The sequence below is a fragment of the Haloarchaeobius sp. FL176 genome (assembly GCF_024609245.1).
Lineage (GTDB): Archaea > Halobacteriota > Halobacteria > Halobacteriales > Natrialbaceae > Haloarchaeobius.
The window spans coordinates 345,366-362,724 of sequence record NZ_JANJYH010000001.1 but is presented as its reverse complement, the minus strand read 5'-3'; the positions used below and the strand labels follow the sequence as shown (position 1 = coordinate 362,724).

15 protein-coding genes are annotated in these 17,359 nt (G+C 69.2%); 7 read left to right on the top strand and 8 right to left on the bottom strand.

Annotation, left to right across the window (positions count from 1 at the left end; all coding sequences use genetic code 11):
- The first annotated feature begins 117 nt into the window (after positions 1-117).
- Entirely contained in the window at positions 118-2,322 is a 2,205-nt protein-coding gene (locus NO978_RS01840; protein WP_257297807.1) for an AAA family ATPase, read from the top strand.
- Between the two features lie 82 nt (positions 2,323-2,404).
- Here the strand turns inward: NO978_RS01840 and NO978_RS01835 are convergent, their stop codons facing one another.
- Positions 2,405-3,535 carry a hypothetical protein gene (locus NO978_RS01835; protein WP_257297806.1) on the bottom strand — a complete coding sequence of 377 codons (1,131 nt, stop codon included), beginning with the start codon at positions 3,533-3,535 and terminating at the stop codon, positions 2,405-2,407.
- 85 nt (positions 3,536-3,620) lie between these two features.
- On the opposite strand from NO978_RS01835, the gene NO978_RS01830 reads away from it, so the two are divergent.
- Positions 3,621-3,911 (top strand): hypothetical protein, encoded by a 291-nt coding sequence (locus tag NO978_RS01830; protein ID WP_257297805.1) that lies wholly within the window; start codon positions 3,621-3,623, stop codon positions 3,909-3,911.
- Positions 3,912-3,916: 5 nt separating this feature from the next.
- On the opposite strand, the gene NO978_RS01825 is transcribed toward NO978_RS01830, so the two are convergent.
- Both NO978_RS01825 and NO978_RS01820 read right to left on the bottom strand, forming a co-directional pair.
- Positions 3,917-4,576: a protein sorting system archaetidylserine decarboxylase gene (locus NO978_RS01825; protein ID WP_257297804.1), complete on the bottom strand. Its 660-nt coding sequence runs from the start codon at positions 4,574-4,576 to the stop codon at positions 3,917-3,919.
- A 227-nt stretch (positions 4,577-4,803) separates the two neighbouring features.
- A complete protein-coding gene (locus tag NO978_RS01820; protein WP_257297803.1) occupies positions 4,804-7,635 on the bottom strand; it encodes a DEAD/DEAH box helicase in 2,832 nt (943 codons plus the stop codon).
- Between the two features lie 112 nt (positions 7,636-7,747).
- On the opposite strand from NO978_RS01820, the gene NO978_RS01815 reads away from it, so the two are divergent.
- Positions 7,748-9,127: a hypothetical protein gene (locus NO978_RS01815; protein ID WP_257297802.1), complete on the top strand. Its 1,380-nt coding sequence runs from the start codon at positions 7,748-7,750 to the stop codon at positions 9,125-9,127.
- On the opposite strand, the gene NO978_RS01810 is transcribed toward NO978_RS01815, so the two are convergent.
- The 4 genes from NO978_RS01810 to NO978_RS01795 are packed head-to-tail and all read right to left on the bottom strand — an operon-like array spanning position 9,124 to position 13,261.
- Complete coding sequence (locus tag NO978_RS01810) at positions 9,124-9,861, bottom strand: metallophosphoesterase (RefSeq protein WP_257297801.1); 738 nt, start codon at positions 9,859-9,861, stop codon at positions 9,124-9,126. The two genes, NO978_RS01815 and NO978_RS01810, sit on opposite strands and share 4 nt — an antisense overlap.
- A gap of 3 nt (positions 9,862-9,864) precedes the next feature.
- A complete protein-coding gene (locus tag NO978_RS01805) occupies positions 9,865-11,505 on the bottom strand; it encodes a hypothetical protein (RefSeq protein WP_257297800.1) in 1,641 nt (546 codons plus the stop codon).
- A complete protein-coding gene (locus NO978_RS01800) occupies positions 11,502-12,779 on the bottom strand; it encodes a Single-stranded DNA binding protein (RefSeq protein ID WP_257297799.1) in 1,278 nt (425 codons plus the stop codon). Before NO978_RS01800 ends, NO978_RS01805 begins: the two co-directional genes overlap by 4 nt.
- Before the next feature lie 53 nt (positions 12,780-12,832).
- On the bottom strand, positions 12,833-13,261 hold the full coding sequence (locus tag NO978_RS01795; RefSeq protein WP_257297798.1) for a hypothetical protein: 429 nt from the start codon (positions 13,259-13,261) through the stop codon (positions 12,833-12,835).
- 151 nt (positions 13,262-13,412) lie between these two features.
- On the opposite strand from NO978_RS01795, the gene pyrB reads away from it, so the two are divergent.
- The 3 genes from pyrB (at position 13,413) to NO978_RS01780 (ending at position 15,906) form a co-directional block, all read left to right on the top strand.
- Positions 13,413-14,327 (top strand): aspartate carbamoyltransferase, encoded by a 915-nt coding sequence (pyrB, locus tag NO978_RS01790; RefSeq protein WP_257297797.1) that lies wholly within the window; start codon positions 13,413-13,415, stop codon positions 14,325-14,327.
- Positions 14,324-14,785, top strand: a complete 462-nt coding sequence (gene pyrI / locus NO978_RS01785) for an aspartate carbamoyltransferase regulatory subunit (protein WP_257297796.1) — start codon at positions 14,324-14,326, stop codon at positions 14,783-14,785. The genes pyrB and pyrI overlap by 4 nt, the downstream gene beginning before the upstream one ends.
- A 239-nt stretch (positions 14,786-15,024) precedes the next feature.
- Positions 15,025-15,906, top strand: a complete 882-nt coding sequence (locus NO978_RS01780; RefSeq protein ID WP_257297795.1) for a hypothetical protein — start codon at positions 15,025-15,027, stop codon at positions 15,904-15,906.
- A gap of 36 nt (positions 15,907-15,942) precedes the next feature.
- Here the strand turns inward: NO978_RS01780 and NO978_RS01775 are convergent, their stop codons facing one another.
- Entirely contained in the window at positions 15,943-16,410 is a 468-nt protein-coding gene (locus NO978_RS01775; RefSeq protein WP_257297794.1) for a GNAT family N-acetyltransferase, read from the bottom strand.
- Positions 16,411-16,633: 223 nt separating this feature from the next.
- Between NO978_RS01775 and NO978_RS01770 the strand changes: the two genes are divergently transcribed.
- On the top strand, positions 16,634-17,326 hold the full coding sequence (locus NO978_RS01770; RefSeq protein ID WP_257297793.1) for a type 1 glutamine amidotransferase domain-containing protein: 693 nt from the start codon (positions 16,634-16,636) through the stop codon (positions 17,324-17,326).
- Positions 17,327-17,359: the final 33 nt, after the last annotated feature.

Sequence of the window (17,359 nt, the reverse complement as noted above, 5' to 3'; positions counted from 1 at the left end):
ACGGCAAGAACCATCGGTGTTTTCCCGGGCCTGTCCGGGTCGTGAGTCCGAGACTGAAGCCGGGTTCGATGTCACGAGAGGACAATTCTCAAGAGCGTCCGACCGAAAGGAACCAGTATGAGTGCCGAGGGAGGGACGGAAGTGCTGTTGACGGTGCGAGCCGCCGAGAAGCGCGACGCCGGCCGAGGGGTCGCCCGCGTCACCGAATCGGCGCGTCGTGACCTGGGGGTGTTGAGCGGCGACACCGTCCTCGTCGAGGGCTCGCGTCGCACGGTCCTGAAGGTGTGGCCGGCCGACGCCGACGTGCCGGACGGGGTCATCCAGATCGACGCCGACGCGCGGGCGAACGCCGGCGCGAACGTCGGCGACCAGGTCCGCGTCTACGCCGAGGAGGTCACGGACGCGACGACGATCCGGCTCTCGCCGCCGGAGTCGCTACGTGACGTCCCCGACGGCATCGTCGAGCGGGCGATTACGCGCGACCTGGAGGGCCACCCGGTCAGCGTCGGCGAGCGCATCCGGCTGGAGCGCATCGCGGCGGAGCCGTTCCGCATCGCCGAGACGACACCCGAGTCGCCGGTCCGCATCACGGCCGGCACCCGAATCGTCGTCGAGGGGACTGGGTCCACGACGACGCCGAAGACAGCGACGAGCGGCCAGTCGGGCACCGCCGGCGGTGCCACGTCCGAGCGCGGGAGCGGTGGTTCCTCGGCGTCACAGCCCAGCGAGCCGACCTCGGGGGTCACATACGAGGATATCGGCGGCCTCGACGACGAGCTCGAACTCGTCCGAGAGATGGTCGAGCTGCCGCTCTCGGAGCCGGACCTGTTCCGGAAGATGAGCATCGATCCGCCCCGTGGGGTGCTCCTGTACGGGCCGCCGGGGACGGGGAAGACGCTCATCGCGAAGGCGGTCGCCAACGAGGTCAACGCTTCGTTCCACCACGTCTCCGGGCCCGAGGTCATGTCGAAGTACAAGGGCGACTCGGAGAAGAAGATCCGCGAGACGTTCCAGGCGGCCCGGGAGGACTCGCCGGCCATCGTCTTCTTCGACGAGATCGACTCCATCGCGGGAAAGCGCGACGACGAGAGCGACGTCGAGAACCGCGTGGTCGCCCAGCTCCTCTCGCTGATGGACGGGCTCGAGTCCCGGGGCGACGTGGTCGTCATCGGGGCGACGAACCGGGTCGACAGCATCGACGCCGCGCTCCGCCGAGGCGGCCGCTTCGACCGCGAGATCGAGATCGGCGTGCCGGACGAGAACGGGCGTCGGGAGATCCTCGACGTGCACACCCGCGGGATGCCGCTGGCCGACGACGTGGACCTCGACCGCATCGCGCGCCGGACTCACGGCTTCGTCGGCGCGGACCTCGACAGTGTCTCCAGCGAGGCGGCGATGATCGCCATCCGGAACCGGCCGACGGAGGAGGAGGCCCGCAGCGAGTGGAACCAGAACCCGACGGTCGGCCGCTCGGACTTCGAGTCCGCGCTCGCCTCCGTCGAACCCTCCGCGATGCGGGAGTACATCGCCGAGAAGCCAAACGTGAACTTCTCCGACGTGGGTGGGCTGGACGACGCCAAGGAGACACTTCGCGAGGCCGTGGAGTGGCCGCTGGCGTACGGGCCGCTGTTCGAGGCGGCGAACACCACGCCGCCGTCCGGCGTGTTGCTGCACGGCCCGCCGGGCACCGGGAAGACCCTGCTCGCCCGCGCGCTCGCCGGCGAGTCCGGTGTGAACTTCATCCGGGTTGACGGCCCCGAACTGCTCGACCGCTACGTCGGCGAGTCCGAGAAGGCGGTCCGGAAGGTCTTCGAGCGCGCCCGCCAGTCCGCACCGAGCATCGTCTTCCTCGACGAGATCGACGCCGTGGCGGGCCAGCGCGGGAGCGAGACGAACGAGGTGACAGAGCGCGTCGTCTCCCAGCTGCTGACCGAGCTCGACGGGCTCGCGGAGAACCCGAACCTCGTCGTGCTCGCCGCGACGAACCGCAAGCACCACGTCGACGACGCGCTGTTGCGTCCCGGCAGGCTCGACACGCACATCCTCGTGCCCGAGCCGGACGAGGCGGGTCGTCGGAAGATATTCGAGGTCACCGTCGAGGGTCGGCCACTGGGCGACGACGTGGACCTGGACGAACTCGCCGCACGCACGGAGGGCATGACCGGCGCGGACATCGACGGCCTCGTGCGGGACGCCTCGATGCGCGCTATCCGAGAGATAGCGGAGGGAATCCCGGCGGAGGAGGCCAACGAGCGGACCGCCGACCTGGTCATCGAGATGGCCGACTTCGAGGCGGCGCTGGAGCGGCTCCACGGTCAGTAGGACGACTACGCGGGCCATCTCCACGCCGCAAGAGTTCGGGTGACACAGTTTCCGGGCGGACGGACCGTGCGGGCGGCCGGCGTCAGTTGTTCCAGTAGATGTCGGTCGCCCGGTGGCGGTCGTTGTACGCCTCCAGTCCGCGGCCCATCACGCCGCGGAGCGCGAGGTCGTCGTACAGCGTGGAGTGGGTGTAGTCGACGAACGTCATCGGAATCACGAGCTGGTCGTCCTCCCGGAGCACGCTCCCGATGGCGGTGAAGGCGTGTTTGTGGCGCTCGTCGTGGACGCGCCCCCCGAACACCGGCGTCGTCTGTTCGTACGCGGACACGGAGTGCAGTGCCTCGACCGAGCGGTAGACGAACTCGTAACAGAACAGCCCGCTGTTGCGGCCGTCCTCCAGTGCCTCGAAGGCCGTCGGGGACTCGAAGTGCTGGCGCAGGTCCACGCTGCCGAGCAACACGTTGTCTTCGACGGAGCCGGCCGCATACCTGGGGATGTCGTAGCTGGTGTGTCCGCGGAACGCGCCGACGAGGCCGTCGACGACGGCCTTCGGCTCGCGAGGGTCGGCACCCGCGAAGGCCTCGACGGTCGCGGGTTCGACGTCCGTGTAGCGGTTCTCCCGCAGCCAGGCGACCGCACCGGGCCGCGCGTCGCCGTCCCGGACCCGCTCGAAGAACGGCTCGTACGTCGAGAACTCGAACCGCAGGCCGTCGACCGCTGCCGGGTCCTCGTCGACCATCCGGGCGAGCGTGTCGTCGGCGGCGACCAGCGGCTCGAACAGCTCGAAGCCGAGTTCGTCGTCGAGCGCCCGTGCGTCGGCGCTGGTCGCCGTCGCGAGGTCGAGTGTCTCGTCGACGCCGTCGCCGGAGAGGAAGGCGGTCCGGTCCGCGAACACGAGTTCGTTCCCCTGGACGCTCGTCCAGGTCCGGCGGGGGTGGAGCCGCTGGCCGGCGACCGTCGCGAGGTCCTGGTCGCGGAGGTTCGTCCCCTCGAGGATGCCGTAGCCGACCACCACGTTGTCGAGGGCCTTCGCGGAGCCAGCGAACCCAACGGTGCCGAGTGCGGTGAGTGCGCGACGGCGGGTGACCCGCGGGCCACCGTCGGAGCCGCTCTCGGCTGGAGAGTCGCTGGCGACGCTGTCACCGTCGTCTGTAGCGTCGCTCCCCTCGTCGCCGGACAGCGAGAGTCGTTCGCGAAGGGAGTCCCAGTTCACGCTCTCATCGACGGGATTCCCCGGCCTAAAAGTTCCGTCCCCGGCCGCCCGAACCGATTAGTGGCCGTCGCGACGAGTTACAGCCATGTTCGACGCCGTCGAGCGGGTCCAGCTCGTGGAGGTGGTCGGACTCGCCGCCTTCCTCCTCGTGGGTGTCGTCGGGGTCGCGCTCGGGACCTGGAGCTTCCTCTCCGTCTTCGTCGAGCTTCCGGACCTCGTCGTCCAGCAGGTCGGGGGCCTCGACGAGGTGTCGTACCCCCTGGTCCTCCTCAGTGGTCTTCTCGGGCTCGCGCTCGCCGTCGTGTTGATGCTCGGCTGGCTGTACGTCGCGTCGACAGCCTACGGGTGGCTGAAGTCCCTGGTCGGCTGGGAGTGACTGGCTCAGGCGGTCTCGTCCGTCGCCGACTCGACCGTCGCGAGCACCGACTCGCTGGCGCGCACGGTGTCGCCCGTCGAGACCTCGAGGTCCGAGCGGTCGACCACGGACGGGAACAGCACGTCGGCTCGGCTCCCGAACGCGATGTGGCCGACCCGGTCGCCGCGCTCGACGGTCGCGCCCGGCTCGACCCAGGGGTGGATGCGGCGGGCGAACGCACCGGCGATCTGCGTGAGTTCGACTTCGGTGCCGTCGAGCGCGCCGGCCGGACCCGCAGCCTCCTCGGCGGCGTCGATGCGGAGGTGGACGCGCTCGTTTCTGTCCGAGTCCTTCGAGAACGCCGGTCCGTGTGCTCCGGGGACGTGCTCGACCTCGCGGACCGTCCCCGCGATCGGCGCGCGGTTGACGTGCACGTCGGTGACGTTCATGAACACCCCGACGCGGAGCCGGTCGTCCTCCTCGCGGACGACGGAGACACGGCCGTCGGCGGGCGAGACGACGCCCGACGGCGGCGGCGACCGTGGTGGGTCGCGGAAGAAGTGCAGCGTCGCGGCGCCGGCGAGCACGAACGCCGCGCCGGCGATGGGGGTGGCCAGGACCGTCGCGACCGGCGCGGCGGCGAACAGGAGGCCGGCGTATCGACGGCCGTCGGGCACGAATCGCATGCTTGGACGAGTGGGGGCGAGAGGTTTGTGCGTTTCGGGAGCGAGCGAGCCGGTACTAATCGATGAGAGTGACTCCGACTGTCACTGCTTACGCGTGTGGCTATCTCCTCGCCGAACGTCGAAACTGTATGGATTACTCCCCAACTGCGCGTTTTGAACCACCGCTGACGCCTGGCCCACCACTCCCCCCCTTCCGGGCTGGCCAAACTTACTGTTCATGACACCACTCACCAGAAGCTCTGGGTCCGTGCGTACTCCCGCTCCTGTGCGAGCAGGTCCCGGTAGAACGCCTGCTCGTCCTCGCGCAGTTTGTTGATGACCCTGGCCGCGTTCGTCGGACCGACGCCACGCGCCGCGAGGGCGATCACGGCTCGCTTGCCGTGGCTCTGGACGAGGCCCGCCGCCTGGTACGCGCGTTCGGTCTTGTGCTCCTGCTCCTCGTCCTTGTCGTCGGCGCGCACAGCCGCGACGCTCTCCTCGTCCCAGGGGTTGAGTGCGGCGATCCTCGTCGAGCCACACTCGGGGCAGTCGGGCTGGTCACGCACGCGTCGGACCTTCGTCTTCTGCTTCCAGTCCCCACAGTGGACGCAGAAGAGGATGACGCGGTCGTTGCGGATGCGCTCTTTCACCGTCTCGATGACGCTCGCGTCGGCGTTCTCCGGCGATAGCAACTCCTTCCCGGCGGAGCGACCGTCGGTCCCGATGGGCGTCCGGTCGCCGTGGACGAGGACCTCGCAGTCGCCGTCGCGTATCGCACGGAGCACGTCGGCGGCGGCCTCGACCGCGAGGTCCTCGTGGAACACCTCGCGGACCGCCTCGTCGTAGATGGGGGTGTCAGAGAGCGCGGCGAGCAGTCTGTCGCCGGAGACACCGCTACCCTCCCAGCGTTTGAGCGCGCCGAACTTCGCCGCCACCTGCGAGAGCCGGAACTTCAGCGCGTCCGAGCGCTTCAGCGAGAGCTCGACGATGGCCTCGACGTGCTCCGGGTCGGTCGTCTCCAGCAGCTCGCGGACTTCACCCAGCGACACCCCCGACGGCACCTCCAGCTCGATGCGGTACGGGTCCGTATCGAGCCCGACGGTCGAGCCCGCGCGCTGCCCGAGCAGCGAGGAGAGCACGCGGCCGAGCGTCGCGTTCGTCTTGTGCCCGAACGGGGCGTTGACGACGAACGTGTTCCCGCGGCCCTCGACGACGATTCGCTCGCCGGTCGGGGTCGGCGCGTCCGTCTCGACGTGGTTCTCCACCTGCGTCAGCGCGCTCGCGAGCGAGGCCTCGTCGGCCGGATAGCGGTTGGCGAACTCGCGGGCGACGGCGGTCCGTGGGGCCCCGCGCTCGAACTGGGGCGTCGCCACGTCGCGCATCGCGCCGACCTCGCGGGCGACCGCCTCGGGCACCGGAATCTCCTGGCCGACCCACGACGGCACCTCGCCGGCGGGGTCCGAGACGGGCGAGACCTTCACCGTCGACTCGTCGTCGTCGACGTTGACGATGCGCCACATCTCGCCGCGCTGGACGAACACCTCGCCGGCGGTGGCGAAGTTGACGACGAAGCGCTCGTCGAGCGTGCCGACCTGCTGGCCGCTGGCGACGTCCTCGACGTCGTAGGTCTCCTCGTCGGGGATCATCGAGAGGTTCGCGTAGACGTACTGCCAGGTACCGCCGGTCGTCTCGACGGTGTCGGCGGCCTCGTCGAACCAGACCACGCGGTTGCCTTTCAGTTCGGACACTACCGCCCGGAGGTCGGACTCGGCGAGGTCACGGAACGGGTAGGCACGGGTGAACAGCTCGTGGAGCGCGCGCATCGATATCTCGTCTGCATCCATCGCGATGCCAGGTACCTGGTTCGCGACGACGTCGAGGCTCCACTCGTGGATGTTTGCCCGCTCGACCTCGCCGTCGCGGGCCCGACGGGCGATTGCCAGCGCCTCGAACGTGTCGTCGGCCCGTGTCGTCACGACGGTGCCCGAGGAGACCTCGTCGCGGCGGTGGCCAGCGCGGCCGACGCGCTGGAGCAGCCGTGCGACCTCGCGGGGGCTCTGGTACTGCACGACGTGGTCGATACGACCAACGTCGATGCCCAGCTCCATCGAGGAGGTACAGAGCAGGCCATCGAGATCGCCGGCCTTGAACTCGTCCTCGACCTCGATGCGGGCCTCCTTCGAGAGCGAGCCGTGGTGGACGCCGATGTCGGCACCGAGCTCCTTGAACCGCGAGCCGAGTGCCTCCGCCGTCTGTCTGGTGTTCACGAAGATGAGGGTCGACTCGTTTCGCTCGACGAGGTCGAGTATCGTCCGCACGTGGCTCGCGACGGTTGCGTCGGTGACAAGCTCGCTCGCGAGGCGCTCGTCGCCGTCCTCGACGGCGGGCTCGACGACCGACACGTCGAGGTCGCTGCCGACGTCGACCTGCCGTATCGCACAGCCCCGGCCACCGGTGAGGAACGCGCCGACCTCTCCGGGGTCGCCGACCGTCGCCGAGAGACCGACACGCTGGAACGGCCCCGCCAGCTCCCGGAGGCGTTCGAGCGCGACCGTCAGCTGTGCACCCCGCTTCGAGGCCGCGAGTTCGTGGACCTCGTCGATGACCACGTGCTCCAGCGACTCCAGCCCGGTCCGGAGCTTCGACCCGGTGAGCATCGCCTGCACCGTCTCCGGCGTCGTCACCAGTACGTCCGGTGGGTCGTTCGCCTGCTTCGAACGCTGGTAGTCGGTCGTGTCGCCGTGGCGCACGTCCACGTCGAGGCCGAGCCGCTCGCCCCACCAGTCGAGTCGCTCGCGCATGTCGCGGTTCAGCGCCCGGAGCGGCGTGATGTACAGCGCCCGGAAGCCGTAGGTGCCCCGCTCCTCGTCCTCGTTCCGGACCAGCGAGTCGAAAACCGGCAGCATCGCGGTCTCCGTCTTCCCGGTCCCAGTCGGAGCGACGACTAGCGTGTGCTCGCCCGCCGCGATGGGCGGCAGTGCTCGCCGCTGGGTGCGTGTCGGCGTCTGGAATCCCCTGTCCGACAGCGCCGACCTGACCTCGCTTCCGAGGACGGTGAACGCGGCCGCTCCCTCCGTCATCGCCCGTCCTAACGCCGCGACGGGAATAAGTCGCTCGGCGCTTCGTTTCGTCGGGTAAAATCAGGATTTTTGACAAAGCGACTATCTCCCTCTACCACGGTGATACGTCCGAATGCGTGTGCCCAGCAGGTGGTATGGGGGGTACACCGTCGACGTCGAGGTCGAAGACGTCGTCGTCAGAAAGGGGCTGGACCTGGAGACCCTCCCGTTGCCGTCGGTCAAATTCGCCTTCGAGTCCGCGAGGGACGCCCCCGTCGGCGTCAGGCTGACCGAGCGACTCCCCGAGTCGGTACAGCGGGAGCACGTCGCGGTCCACGCCGACTACGGCGGCCAGGGGTGGACTGCGTTCGACGACGGCCGGCTCGTCTACACCGGCTCGGTCCCGCCCGGCGATACCGTCGTGACGCTGCTGATGGTCTGGCTCTCCGAACCCGACCACATCTATGGCTTCCTCGGCCAGCCACACCTGCGAGTCACCTCCAACCCGAACGCGCCGTCGCTCCGACCGGTCGGCGTCGAGGCGGACCTCCTCCGGGTGGACGGGCGCTTCGCCTCGGACGAGCCGTTCGAGCGAATCCGAGCCGCCGTCGAGCGTGCGCTCACGACGCCGGCCGACGCCACACCAGACCGGTCGGATGCCGGGTCACAGCCCGTCGCTGCCCCGCCAGCGGGTGGCACCTGGGACGACACCGACGGTGCGACGGCAGGGGCTGGACCGACACCGGGTGCGCCCGTCACGAGATCGCTCCCCGAGGCGCTCCCAGAGCCCGACAACGACTGGCCCCATCCGGTCGTCCGTGGCGGTGCCGGCGAACTTGCGCCGCCGGACGAGGCGACTGTCGACGCCCTGCTCGACCAGCCCGTGTCGCGGGGAAGCCACTTCGTCCGCGTCGAGACACGCGACAGCTACCACGGCGGCGGCGCGGTCGTCGTCGCCCAGGAGCTCGCGAACGCCTTCGAGATCGACGGCCGGCAGGTCACCGGCGACGGCCGACGTGACGTCGTGGACGTGGTCGTCGTCACCGACCAGCCACCGGGACGCATCGTCGAGGCGCTCGTCGACCGCCCGCAGGTCGTCGACGTGTTCGTCTCGCCGATCACGGCCGAGGAGGAGACGTCCGAACCGGTCATCGACGACGTCGTCGAGACGTTCGAGGAACTGGCCGCGGATTTCGACCCGGTCGACGCCGCCGAGCTGGAGGCCGAACTCGACGAGACGGAGTTCCCCGGCCCGGACGGCGACGAGTTCACTATCACCGAGCTCGTCGAGGGCGAGGTCGACGCCGCCGCGGTGGCCGGCGACGCCGCCGCCGACGAGCTCCACACCCTACAGGAGGAGATCGGCCGCCTCGCGGACCACGTCGCCGAGCTGGAGGCCGAACTCGACGAGCTGGACAGCGAGCCCGCCGACGTTCACGACGGGGACAGCGAGCCCGCCGACGTTCACGACGGGGACAGCGAGCCCGCCGTAGAACCCGACACCGACGACTAGACGCGACCGTAGTCGCCGAGTCGCGTCCCGTCGAGCAAGTATGCCTGCGCGCTCGGCAGCGCCTCGGGGAGGAACGGCGCGAGGAAGTTCTCGTTCACGTTCACCCACGTCCCACCACAGAGGTCGTTGAACGCCGGGAAGACGACGAGCTCGGGCTCCGACCAGTCTTGGTCGAGCTCCCGCTCGGTGAAGGGCTCGCGTTCGAGCGAGCCGCGGAGCCAGCCGCGCTCGATACGGCTGCCGCCGACCTCGTCGGTCAGCCGCACGCAGGGGTGCTCGTGACCGATACAGACGATATCGGCGGCCAGCACCGCAGGGTCGGGCCAGGTGTGGCCGTGGGCGAACCCGATATCGCCGAGCCTGACGCCCGTGCCGTCGGTGACGGCTGCGTCGACCCACGACTCGATGTCGCCGTCGTGGTTGCCCTTGACGACGGTCGTCGGAACGTCGATAGCTTCGAGCAACACCTCTACTTCGCCGCGCTCTGCCCCGCCGGGGCTGCCGATGGAGTGCATGAAGTCGCCGAGGACGACGAACCGGTCCGGGTCGGTCGAATCGAGCATCGTGTGGACCACCTCGCGCCGCTCCTCGGCGCGGCTGGCGACGTGGACGCCGCTCTCCACCCTGAGTCCGGCCTCGATGCCGGCGTGGAAGTCCGCGACGACGAGTGTACGCTCGATCCCGGTGTCGACGACGGCTGCCGGCCGGCCGGGCACCGGCTCGACGCTCGCCATCGCTCAGATCGCCTTCAGGCGGTCGTCGCCCGGTTCGTAGCACTGCCCGCCGATGAGCGCGTCCTGAATGGCGTCCTCGACTGCCGCCTCGGACGTTCCGGTCTCGCTGGCGACGCGGTCGACGAGTTCGGCGCGGTCCGCGCCGTCGCCGTCGTCGAGCTCCGCCATCACGTCGAGCAGGTGCGACTCGAGGTCGACGTCCGCGGCGGGTTCATCGCCCTCGTCCTCGGATGCGTCCGCCTCGGCGTCGGATTCGTCGGCATCGGCCTCGGCGTCGTCCGCTTCCGGCTCCGCGGCGGGCTCGGCGTCGGCCTCGGGTTCGGGCGTCTCGATGCCTGCCTCGCCGGGGTCGGCCACGTCGTTCCCGCTGGAGAACTCGGTGCCGAACTCGTCCTCGATCTCCTCGCGTTCCGCCTCGTCCATCTCGTACATCCCGCCGTCGTCAGCCGCGGGGGATGCGTCTGCTTCGGTGGCGGTGTCTTCGGCGGTCGCGTCCTCCTCCGATTCCTCGTCGTCGTCGCCGAGGTCACCCGGCTCGAAGTCGCCGATGCCGCCGGCGTCAGCGTCCTCGGGTTCGCTCTCGGCGTCGGCGGGTTCCGAGGCAGCCGTCTCGTCCTCGGCTTCGTCCGTCGTCCCGGATTCCGGTTCGGGTTCGTGCGCCGCCAGCTCGCTCTCGTCGGGGTCGTCGGTCGGCTCGTCCACGCTGGCTGCCGAGTCCGGTTCACTCGCGGGTTCGGCGTCGGTAGCGACCGGTTGCTCGTCGGCCACCGATTCTTCGGTCGCCTCGTCGTCGGCTACCGATTGTTTGGCTGTCCCGTCGTCGGGCACTGCTTCGGCGGCTTCCTCGTCGGCGGCTGCCTCGTCCGTGTCCGTGGGTTCGACGGGCTCCGCCTCGCCGAGCGGCGAGCCGAACGCGGCGCGGTCCTCGTCGCGGAGGTCCGCCCAGGTCGCGCTGCCGTCGCCCTCGTCGTCCGGGTCGATGGTGACGGCGGTAGCCTCGTCGCGGTCGCCGGTGACCACGCGGACCGCGTCGAGGGCGGTCTCACGGAGTCGCGAGAGGTAGGTTGCGGTGGTCCCGTAGTGGTCCATCGCGCGGGGGATGCCGTCGGCGAGTCCCGGCGAGACACCGCGGGACTGCAGGGCGAGGCGCAGGTCCTCGCCGCGCTCCGCGAGGCCGGCCGCGGCGGCGTAGGTGGCGACGCGTTCGAGCGTCTGCTCGGCCGCGTCGACCACCCAGCGGTCACGCGTCGCGGCGTCAACTTGGGTGATGCTCTCGGGGCGGACCGAGGTGTAGACGCGGTCGGAGTCGTCCGGCGAGAAGGTCCGCGCCTTCCCCGTCACCGCGACGAACGCTGGCGTGTCCAGTTGCTCCAGCGCGGCCATCTCGTCCGGCTGGTACTGGCCGGCGTAGACGACGAACGCCCCGGTCGGGTCGACGATGCGCCCCCGGAGCACGTCGTCGTTGACGGACTCGACCTCGGTGAGCACACCGACCGCGAAGAGCCGGTTGACGCGAGCGCCGGTCGGCGTGATGACGTAGTTCGGGGCGCGTTCCTCGTCGGCCTCCTGGTGCGACAGCGTCGCGTTGTCGAACTCCGCGGCGAACAGCCGGTAGGCGGTCTCGCGGCGCTGAATGTCGCTCATGATTCGACCTCCGTGAGCAGCGCCCGGGCACGGTCGGCCGGGTCGTCGTCGGTCCGCTCGAAGCTCGTCGCGTCGCAGTTCGCGCCGTAGTCGTCGACCGAGAAGTGGCCCCGCACCCGGTACTCGAAGCCGACGATGTTCTCGCGGATGTCCTCGGCGACGACCTCCTTGTCCATCGCGTCGCGGGCCTGCTCCTTGGCGTCCGCGAGGGTGCCGTCGTACACGTCCTCGGTCAGCTCGCGGTCGAGGACGACGGTGACGGTGGCGGTGCCGTCATCGAGGATGGCCTTCACGCGCAGGTCGTCTTCACCCGCTACGTCGCCGTGGCTTCGGCACTGGCCGTTCTGTACGATTCGGCTGCACTCCGGGCAGCGCTCGATGAGCCCGGAGCCGTCCCGCACGGCGAGCACGTCGCCGACGAGTTCGACGTCGTACATCCCGCCGGCCGCGATGGCCTCCGCGATGGAGACCTGCGTGGCGTCCTCGCCGACCTCGATGTCGCGGTCGAGCGGCGTGACGGTGGAGTACTCCGAGACGTTCACCTCGGGGACGCCCCGGTACTCGCGCACGTAGGCGTTCTCGACGCGGACCGGGTCGCCGTCCTCGATGGCCTCGTGGACCTCCCACGCGGTGAACGGCAGGCGGCCGGACTCGTCGCCGAAGACGCCGCTGAGGATGTCCGTCTCGCCCTCTCGGCCGTCGATGGTCCGTCGCTCGGCCTCCTCGACGGCGACCTCGACCGTGACGCCGCGGTCGCCGGACTGGAGCTCGTGCAGCGTCGCCTCGCCGCCGACCTCGTAGGGCACGTCGAGTTCGTCGTCGAGGAACGACAGCGACGTGCTCTCGCCGAGGTTGAGCTCGGGCTGGCCGTCCCACTCGCGCACGCCGGCGTTACCGATCTGAACGGTGTCGCCCGCGCTCAGCCCGAAGTCGGTCCACGCGGTGTAGGACAGCTTCCCGGTCTCGTCGGCGAGTTCGCCCTCGAAGATGTCCTGCTGTTCGCCTTGCGTCTGGATTGAGCGTTTCCCGACCGTGAGTACGCGTGCGGTGAGGCTGACGCTGCTGTCGTCGGTGGTCACGTCTCCGATGTCCTTCTCGGAGGGCGCGCTGCCGCCCCCACCGGAGCTGCCGTCCCCGTACTTGCGGCGGAGGCTCTGGACGGCTTCGTCCATCGGCACGCTGTACGACACCAGGTTCTCGAGGTCCGATTTGACCTCCTCTTTGTCGACACCGAGGTCGGAGGCGAGCTCCTCGGCGCGGTCGTCGAGACTCATGCCCGCGGATTGGTCGCGTCCACATAAAAGGATTCGTGGCCGGGGGCTCCGGCTCAGCAGTCGGACGTGGACCCAACCTCGGTCAGTAGCTCGGCCTCGGGACCGACCTCGAAGGCGGGTTCGAGCCAGGTTTGTCCGACGGTCGACTCCTCCAGCAGGTCGATTCTGGCAGGGCCGGAGAGCCCCTCGATGGAGAGTTCGAGTCCGAGATCGTCGGGTCGCTCGACGGAGAGCGCCGGCGGTAGCTCCACGGGGAGGTCGACTCGGGCCGTCGTCTGGGCGACGACGGTGAACTCGTCGGCGAAGACGGTCTGATCGTCGGCGTGGACGCGGAGCCTGACCTCGCGGGCGTCCGGCAGGCGGTTGCGGACCTCGACCACGCAGAGACGGACGTCGGCGTCGCTGGGGAGGCTGCCGAGACAGCCAGCGGTCGAGGCGACACCGGTCGAGACGGCCGCGAGGAGCTGGCGACGGGAGGGCATACCCGTGCGGTTGTCAACGCGTCGTAATAACTCCGGGCGATTCGACCGGAGGAAGTCGCTTTCGTGCCGACGACCGTGCCGATCCGAACGGTCGACCACGCCCCGCGGAAGATGGTTGGATTCAAGTCCGACGCCGGACCCTGTTCACTCGATGCGTCACGACCACCTGCTGACGGCGAACCAACTCACGCGGGAGGACATCGAACTCGTCCTCGACCGCGCGGCCGAGGTGGACGCGAACCCGGCGTCGTTCGGCCAGCGACACGCCGGAACGCTCCTCGGGCTCTGCTTCTTCGAGCCGAGCACGCGCACGAAGATGAGCTTCGAGGCGGCGATGAAGCGTCTCGGCGGCGACGTCGTCGACATGGGCTCCATCGAGTCCTCGTCGGTGAAGAAGGGAGAGTCGCTCGCTGACACCGTCCGCGTCGTCGAGGGCTACACGGACGCGCTCGTCCTGCGTCACCCGCTGATGGGTGCGGCGAAGATGGCGAGCGAGTTCGTCGACGTGCCCCTCGTCAACGCGGGTGATGGCGCGGGCCACCACCCGACACAGACCCTGCTCGACCTGTACACCGTCCGCGAGAACGCGGGGCTGGACGACCTCACTATCGGCATCATGGGCGACCTGAAGTACGGCCGGACCGTCCACTCCCTCGCCACGGCGCTGACGAACTTCGACGCGACCCAGCACTTCGTCTCGCCGGAATCGCTCAAGCTCCCTCGCTCGGTCCGCTACGACCTGCACGAGGCGGGCGCGACGGTGCGCGAGCACACCGACCTCGAGGAGGTGCTGCCCCAGCTCGACGTCCTCTACGTCACGCGCATCCAGCGCGAGCGGTTCCCCGACGAGAACGAGTACCACCGCATCGCCGGCGAGTACCAGATCGACGCCGAGACGCTCGAGGCGGCGAGCGACGACCTCACCGTCATGCATCCGCTCCCGCGCGTCGACGAGATCGCCCCGGAGATAGACGACACGGACTACGCGCGGTACTTCGAACAGGCACACAACGGCGTCCCGGTCAGGATGGCGCTGCTCGACCTGCTGCTGGAGGATTCAGCATGACCGACAAACAGCTTCGCGTCTCGAAGATCGAGAACGGCACCGTCATCGACCACGTCCACGGCGGCCAGGCGCTGAACGTGCTGGCCATCCTCGGCATCGACGGCAGCGGCGGCGAGCAGGTGTCCATCGGGATGAACGTCCCCTCCGAGACACTCGCGACGAAAGACGTCGTGAAGGTCGAGGGCCGCGAGCTGAGTCAGGACGAGGTGGACGTGCTCTCGCTCATCGCGCCCGACGCGACCATCAACATCGTCCGTGACTACGATGTCGTCGAGAAGCATCGGGTGGACCGCCCCGAGAACGTCACCGGCGTGCTGTCCTGTCCGAACCACAACTGCATCACCAACGCCGACGAGCCGGTCGAGACACGGTTCGCCGTGCTGCGCGACGGCGTGCGCTGTGAGTTCTGCGGACAGATCGTCCGCGAGGACATCGCGAACCACATCGGTGGGGAGTAACTAATTCATCGTCTCGGAGATGGGAAAGGAAACCCGTTCGGAAAGTACTAAATAGTCACCGGACGAACGTATCTCTATGTCGAAGAAGGTGAAACTCCTGCTCGCCCTGATCGTTGCAGCGCTCGTGTACAAGATGGCCACCAGCGGCGGTTCCACGGTCGAAGTCGACTACGACCTCGACGAAGAGTAGCCCGCCTCTTTCGAACCACTTACCCCGACAGCACCCTGTAGCGACGGGTATGTACGGCGTCGTCACGCGCAACGAGGAGGAGCTCGACTGGGCGGAGTTCGAGCTGGGATTCTACGAGGTCAAGGACGTGACCGGTCGGGCCGTCGAGCCGGTCGACGAAGCCGTGAACATGGTCTCCTGCTTCGGCGACACGGCCGCGGGCGAGGCGAAACCGGACCTCGTCCCCGTCAGCGACGAGGGCGAGCCCGCGACGCGGGAGCGGCCATACTTCGACTGGGGGTACATCTGTCCGACGCGGGAGCGCTATCGGGCGGGGCTGCTCGAGACCATCGCCGACTGCGCCGACGCCAACGGGGCCGTCCGGCTGGACGACGTGGGCTTCCCCCGCGAGGAGTACTGCTACTGTGAGCACTGCCAGGAGTCGTACGCGCAGTGGCGGGTCGACCGCGACGGCGGCGACCCCGACGACTACGAACTCCGTGAGGCCCCCGACGCGGACCGATTCGAGTGGCGTGCCGACGTGATAACGGAGTTCGTCGCCGAAGCCGCCGAACGCATCCCCGGGAAGACGTACTTCACGCTGTACCCCGATCCGTACCCGGAGCACCTGTACCGGCGGGCGGGACTCGACCTCGACGCCATCGCCGAGCACGTCGACGAGTTCGTCGTTCCGCTGTACGACATGGCGTACTCGACGACCTACTGGCTGGAGGTCATCGCGAGCGGGTTCGTCGACGCGCTCTCGAAGCCGTTCTCAATCGAGCTGTACGCCGTCGATGTCGACATCGATAGCCTGGCACACGCGACGGAGGTCGCCGACGAGTACGCCGAGGACGTCTACTTCGGCTACGACGCGAGCCAGGCGCGGGCGACCATCCGCCGGATGAAGGCCGATTCGCAGGACGGGCAGACGTTCGGTGACGTGGCGTAGGCCCGACCGCGGGCGGGGCTGGCCGGCGAGTCCGACTCAGATGCTCGCCCGCATCGAGCGGTACGCCTGCTCCATACCGTACGCTTCGAAGAACTCGGTCGCACTCTCGTTGTCGACGTGGACGGAGAGCGAGAAGAAGCCGCAGCCGCGCTCGCGGCCCCAGTCGACGAGCCGGTCGAGGAGGTCGGTCGCGACGCCCTCGCGGCGGTACTCGGGTTTGACGTAGAGCCCGTCGCAGTAGACGACGGGTGGGCGGTCGTAGATGGGTGGCGTCGGCGACACTGCACCGGAGATACTGCCGACCAGCTCGCCGTCGTCGGTGGCGGCGACGAGGATGGTCCGGTCGTCGTCGTCGAGCCAGCTGTCGAGGCCAGGTGTCGTCCGTGCCTGCTCGGCCAGGTTGCAGTACTCCGGTTCGCGCTCCTCGGCCTCTCGATAGCCCGGGCGGAGGAGTTCGGTGCCGATGCGGTCGTGTTCGTCGGGTCGTGGGTCGCGTATCTCCATGGGTGGCGGTCCGTTACGTGTCGGTTGAGCACGGTACAGCGTCGTGAACGGGCATGCCACGGTCGGGCCACCCGTCCGGGCTCAGTCGCGGGTCATGGTGGTCCGTCGTCCGCCCGCTCACTTCGTCGTTTCGCCGGTCCGGAAACGTGTCACACGAGACGGTTACGGCATGGCGGACCGCTTCCTCGTCCCTGAAACGTCTCCGTTGCCTAGCGGGGATAGAATGAGTTCTGCACTGTTCGTCGTCAGTCAGGAAGGGTACTGGGCAGAGGAGTGCATCGAGCCGCTGACCACGCTGACCGCGGCCGGGGTCGACGTGACCGTGGCCACACCGGACGGCAACCCGCCGGTCGTGGACGAGCGCTCGCTCGACCCCGAGGAGGTCGGCGAGGAGTACGCACAGGAGGCCCGGGAGATTCACGAGACCGACGAGCGACTCAACGACCCGGAACCACTCGCGACGGTCGAGGCGGAGGACTACGACGCGGTCGTGTTCCCCGGCGGCCACGGCACCGCCTGGGACGTGAACCAGGACCATCACGCCCGCGACCTCCTGCGTGAGGCGGTCGCCGGCGACGAAGGGAAGGCGCTCGTCGTCTGTCACGCGGTCGGCATCCTCGCGTTCACCCGTGATGCGGACGGTGGGTTCCTCGTCGACGGCCGCTCCGTCACCGGCTTTCCGAACGCCTGGGAGGGCGACATCGTCGACGAGAACGACATCATGCCCGACGGTCGGAAGCTCCCCTACTGGGTCGAGGACGAGGTCGTCGCCGCGGGAGCGGACTGGGACGCGGAGCTGGAGTCCGAGACCTCGGTGACCGTCGACGGCGACCTCATCACCGGTCGCGGCCCGCAGTCGTCGTCGGCCGCCGCCGCGACGCTGCTCGCCGAACTCGGTATCGAGACTCCCGCCTGAGCCGGGCGGGCCGTCGGGTCGACCCACCGCGAA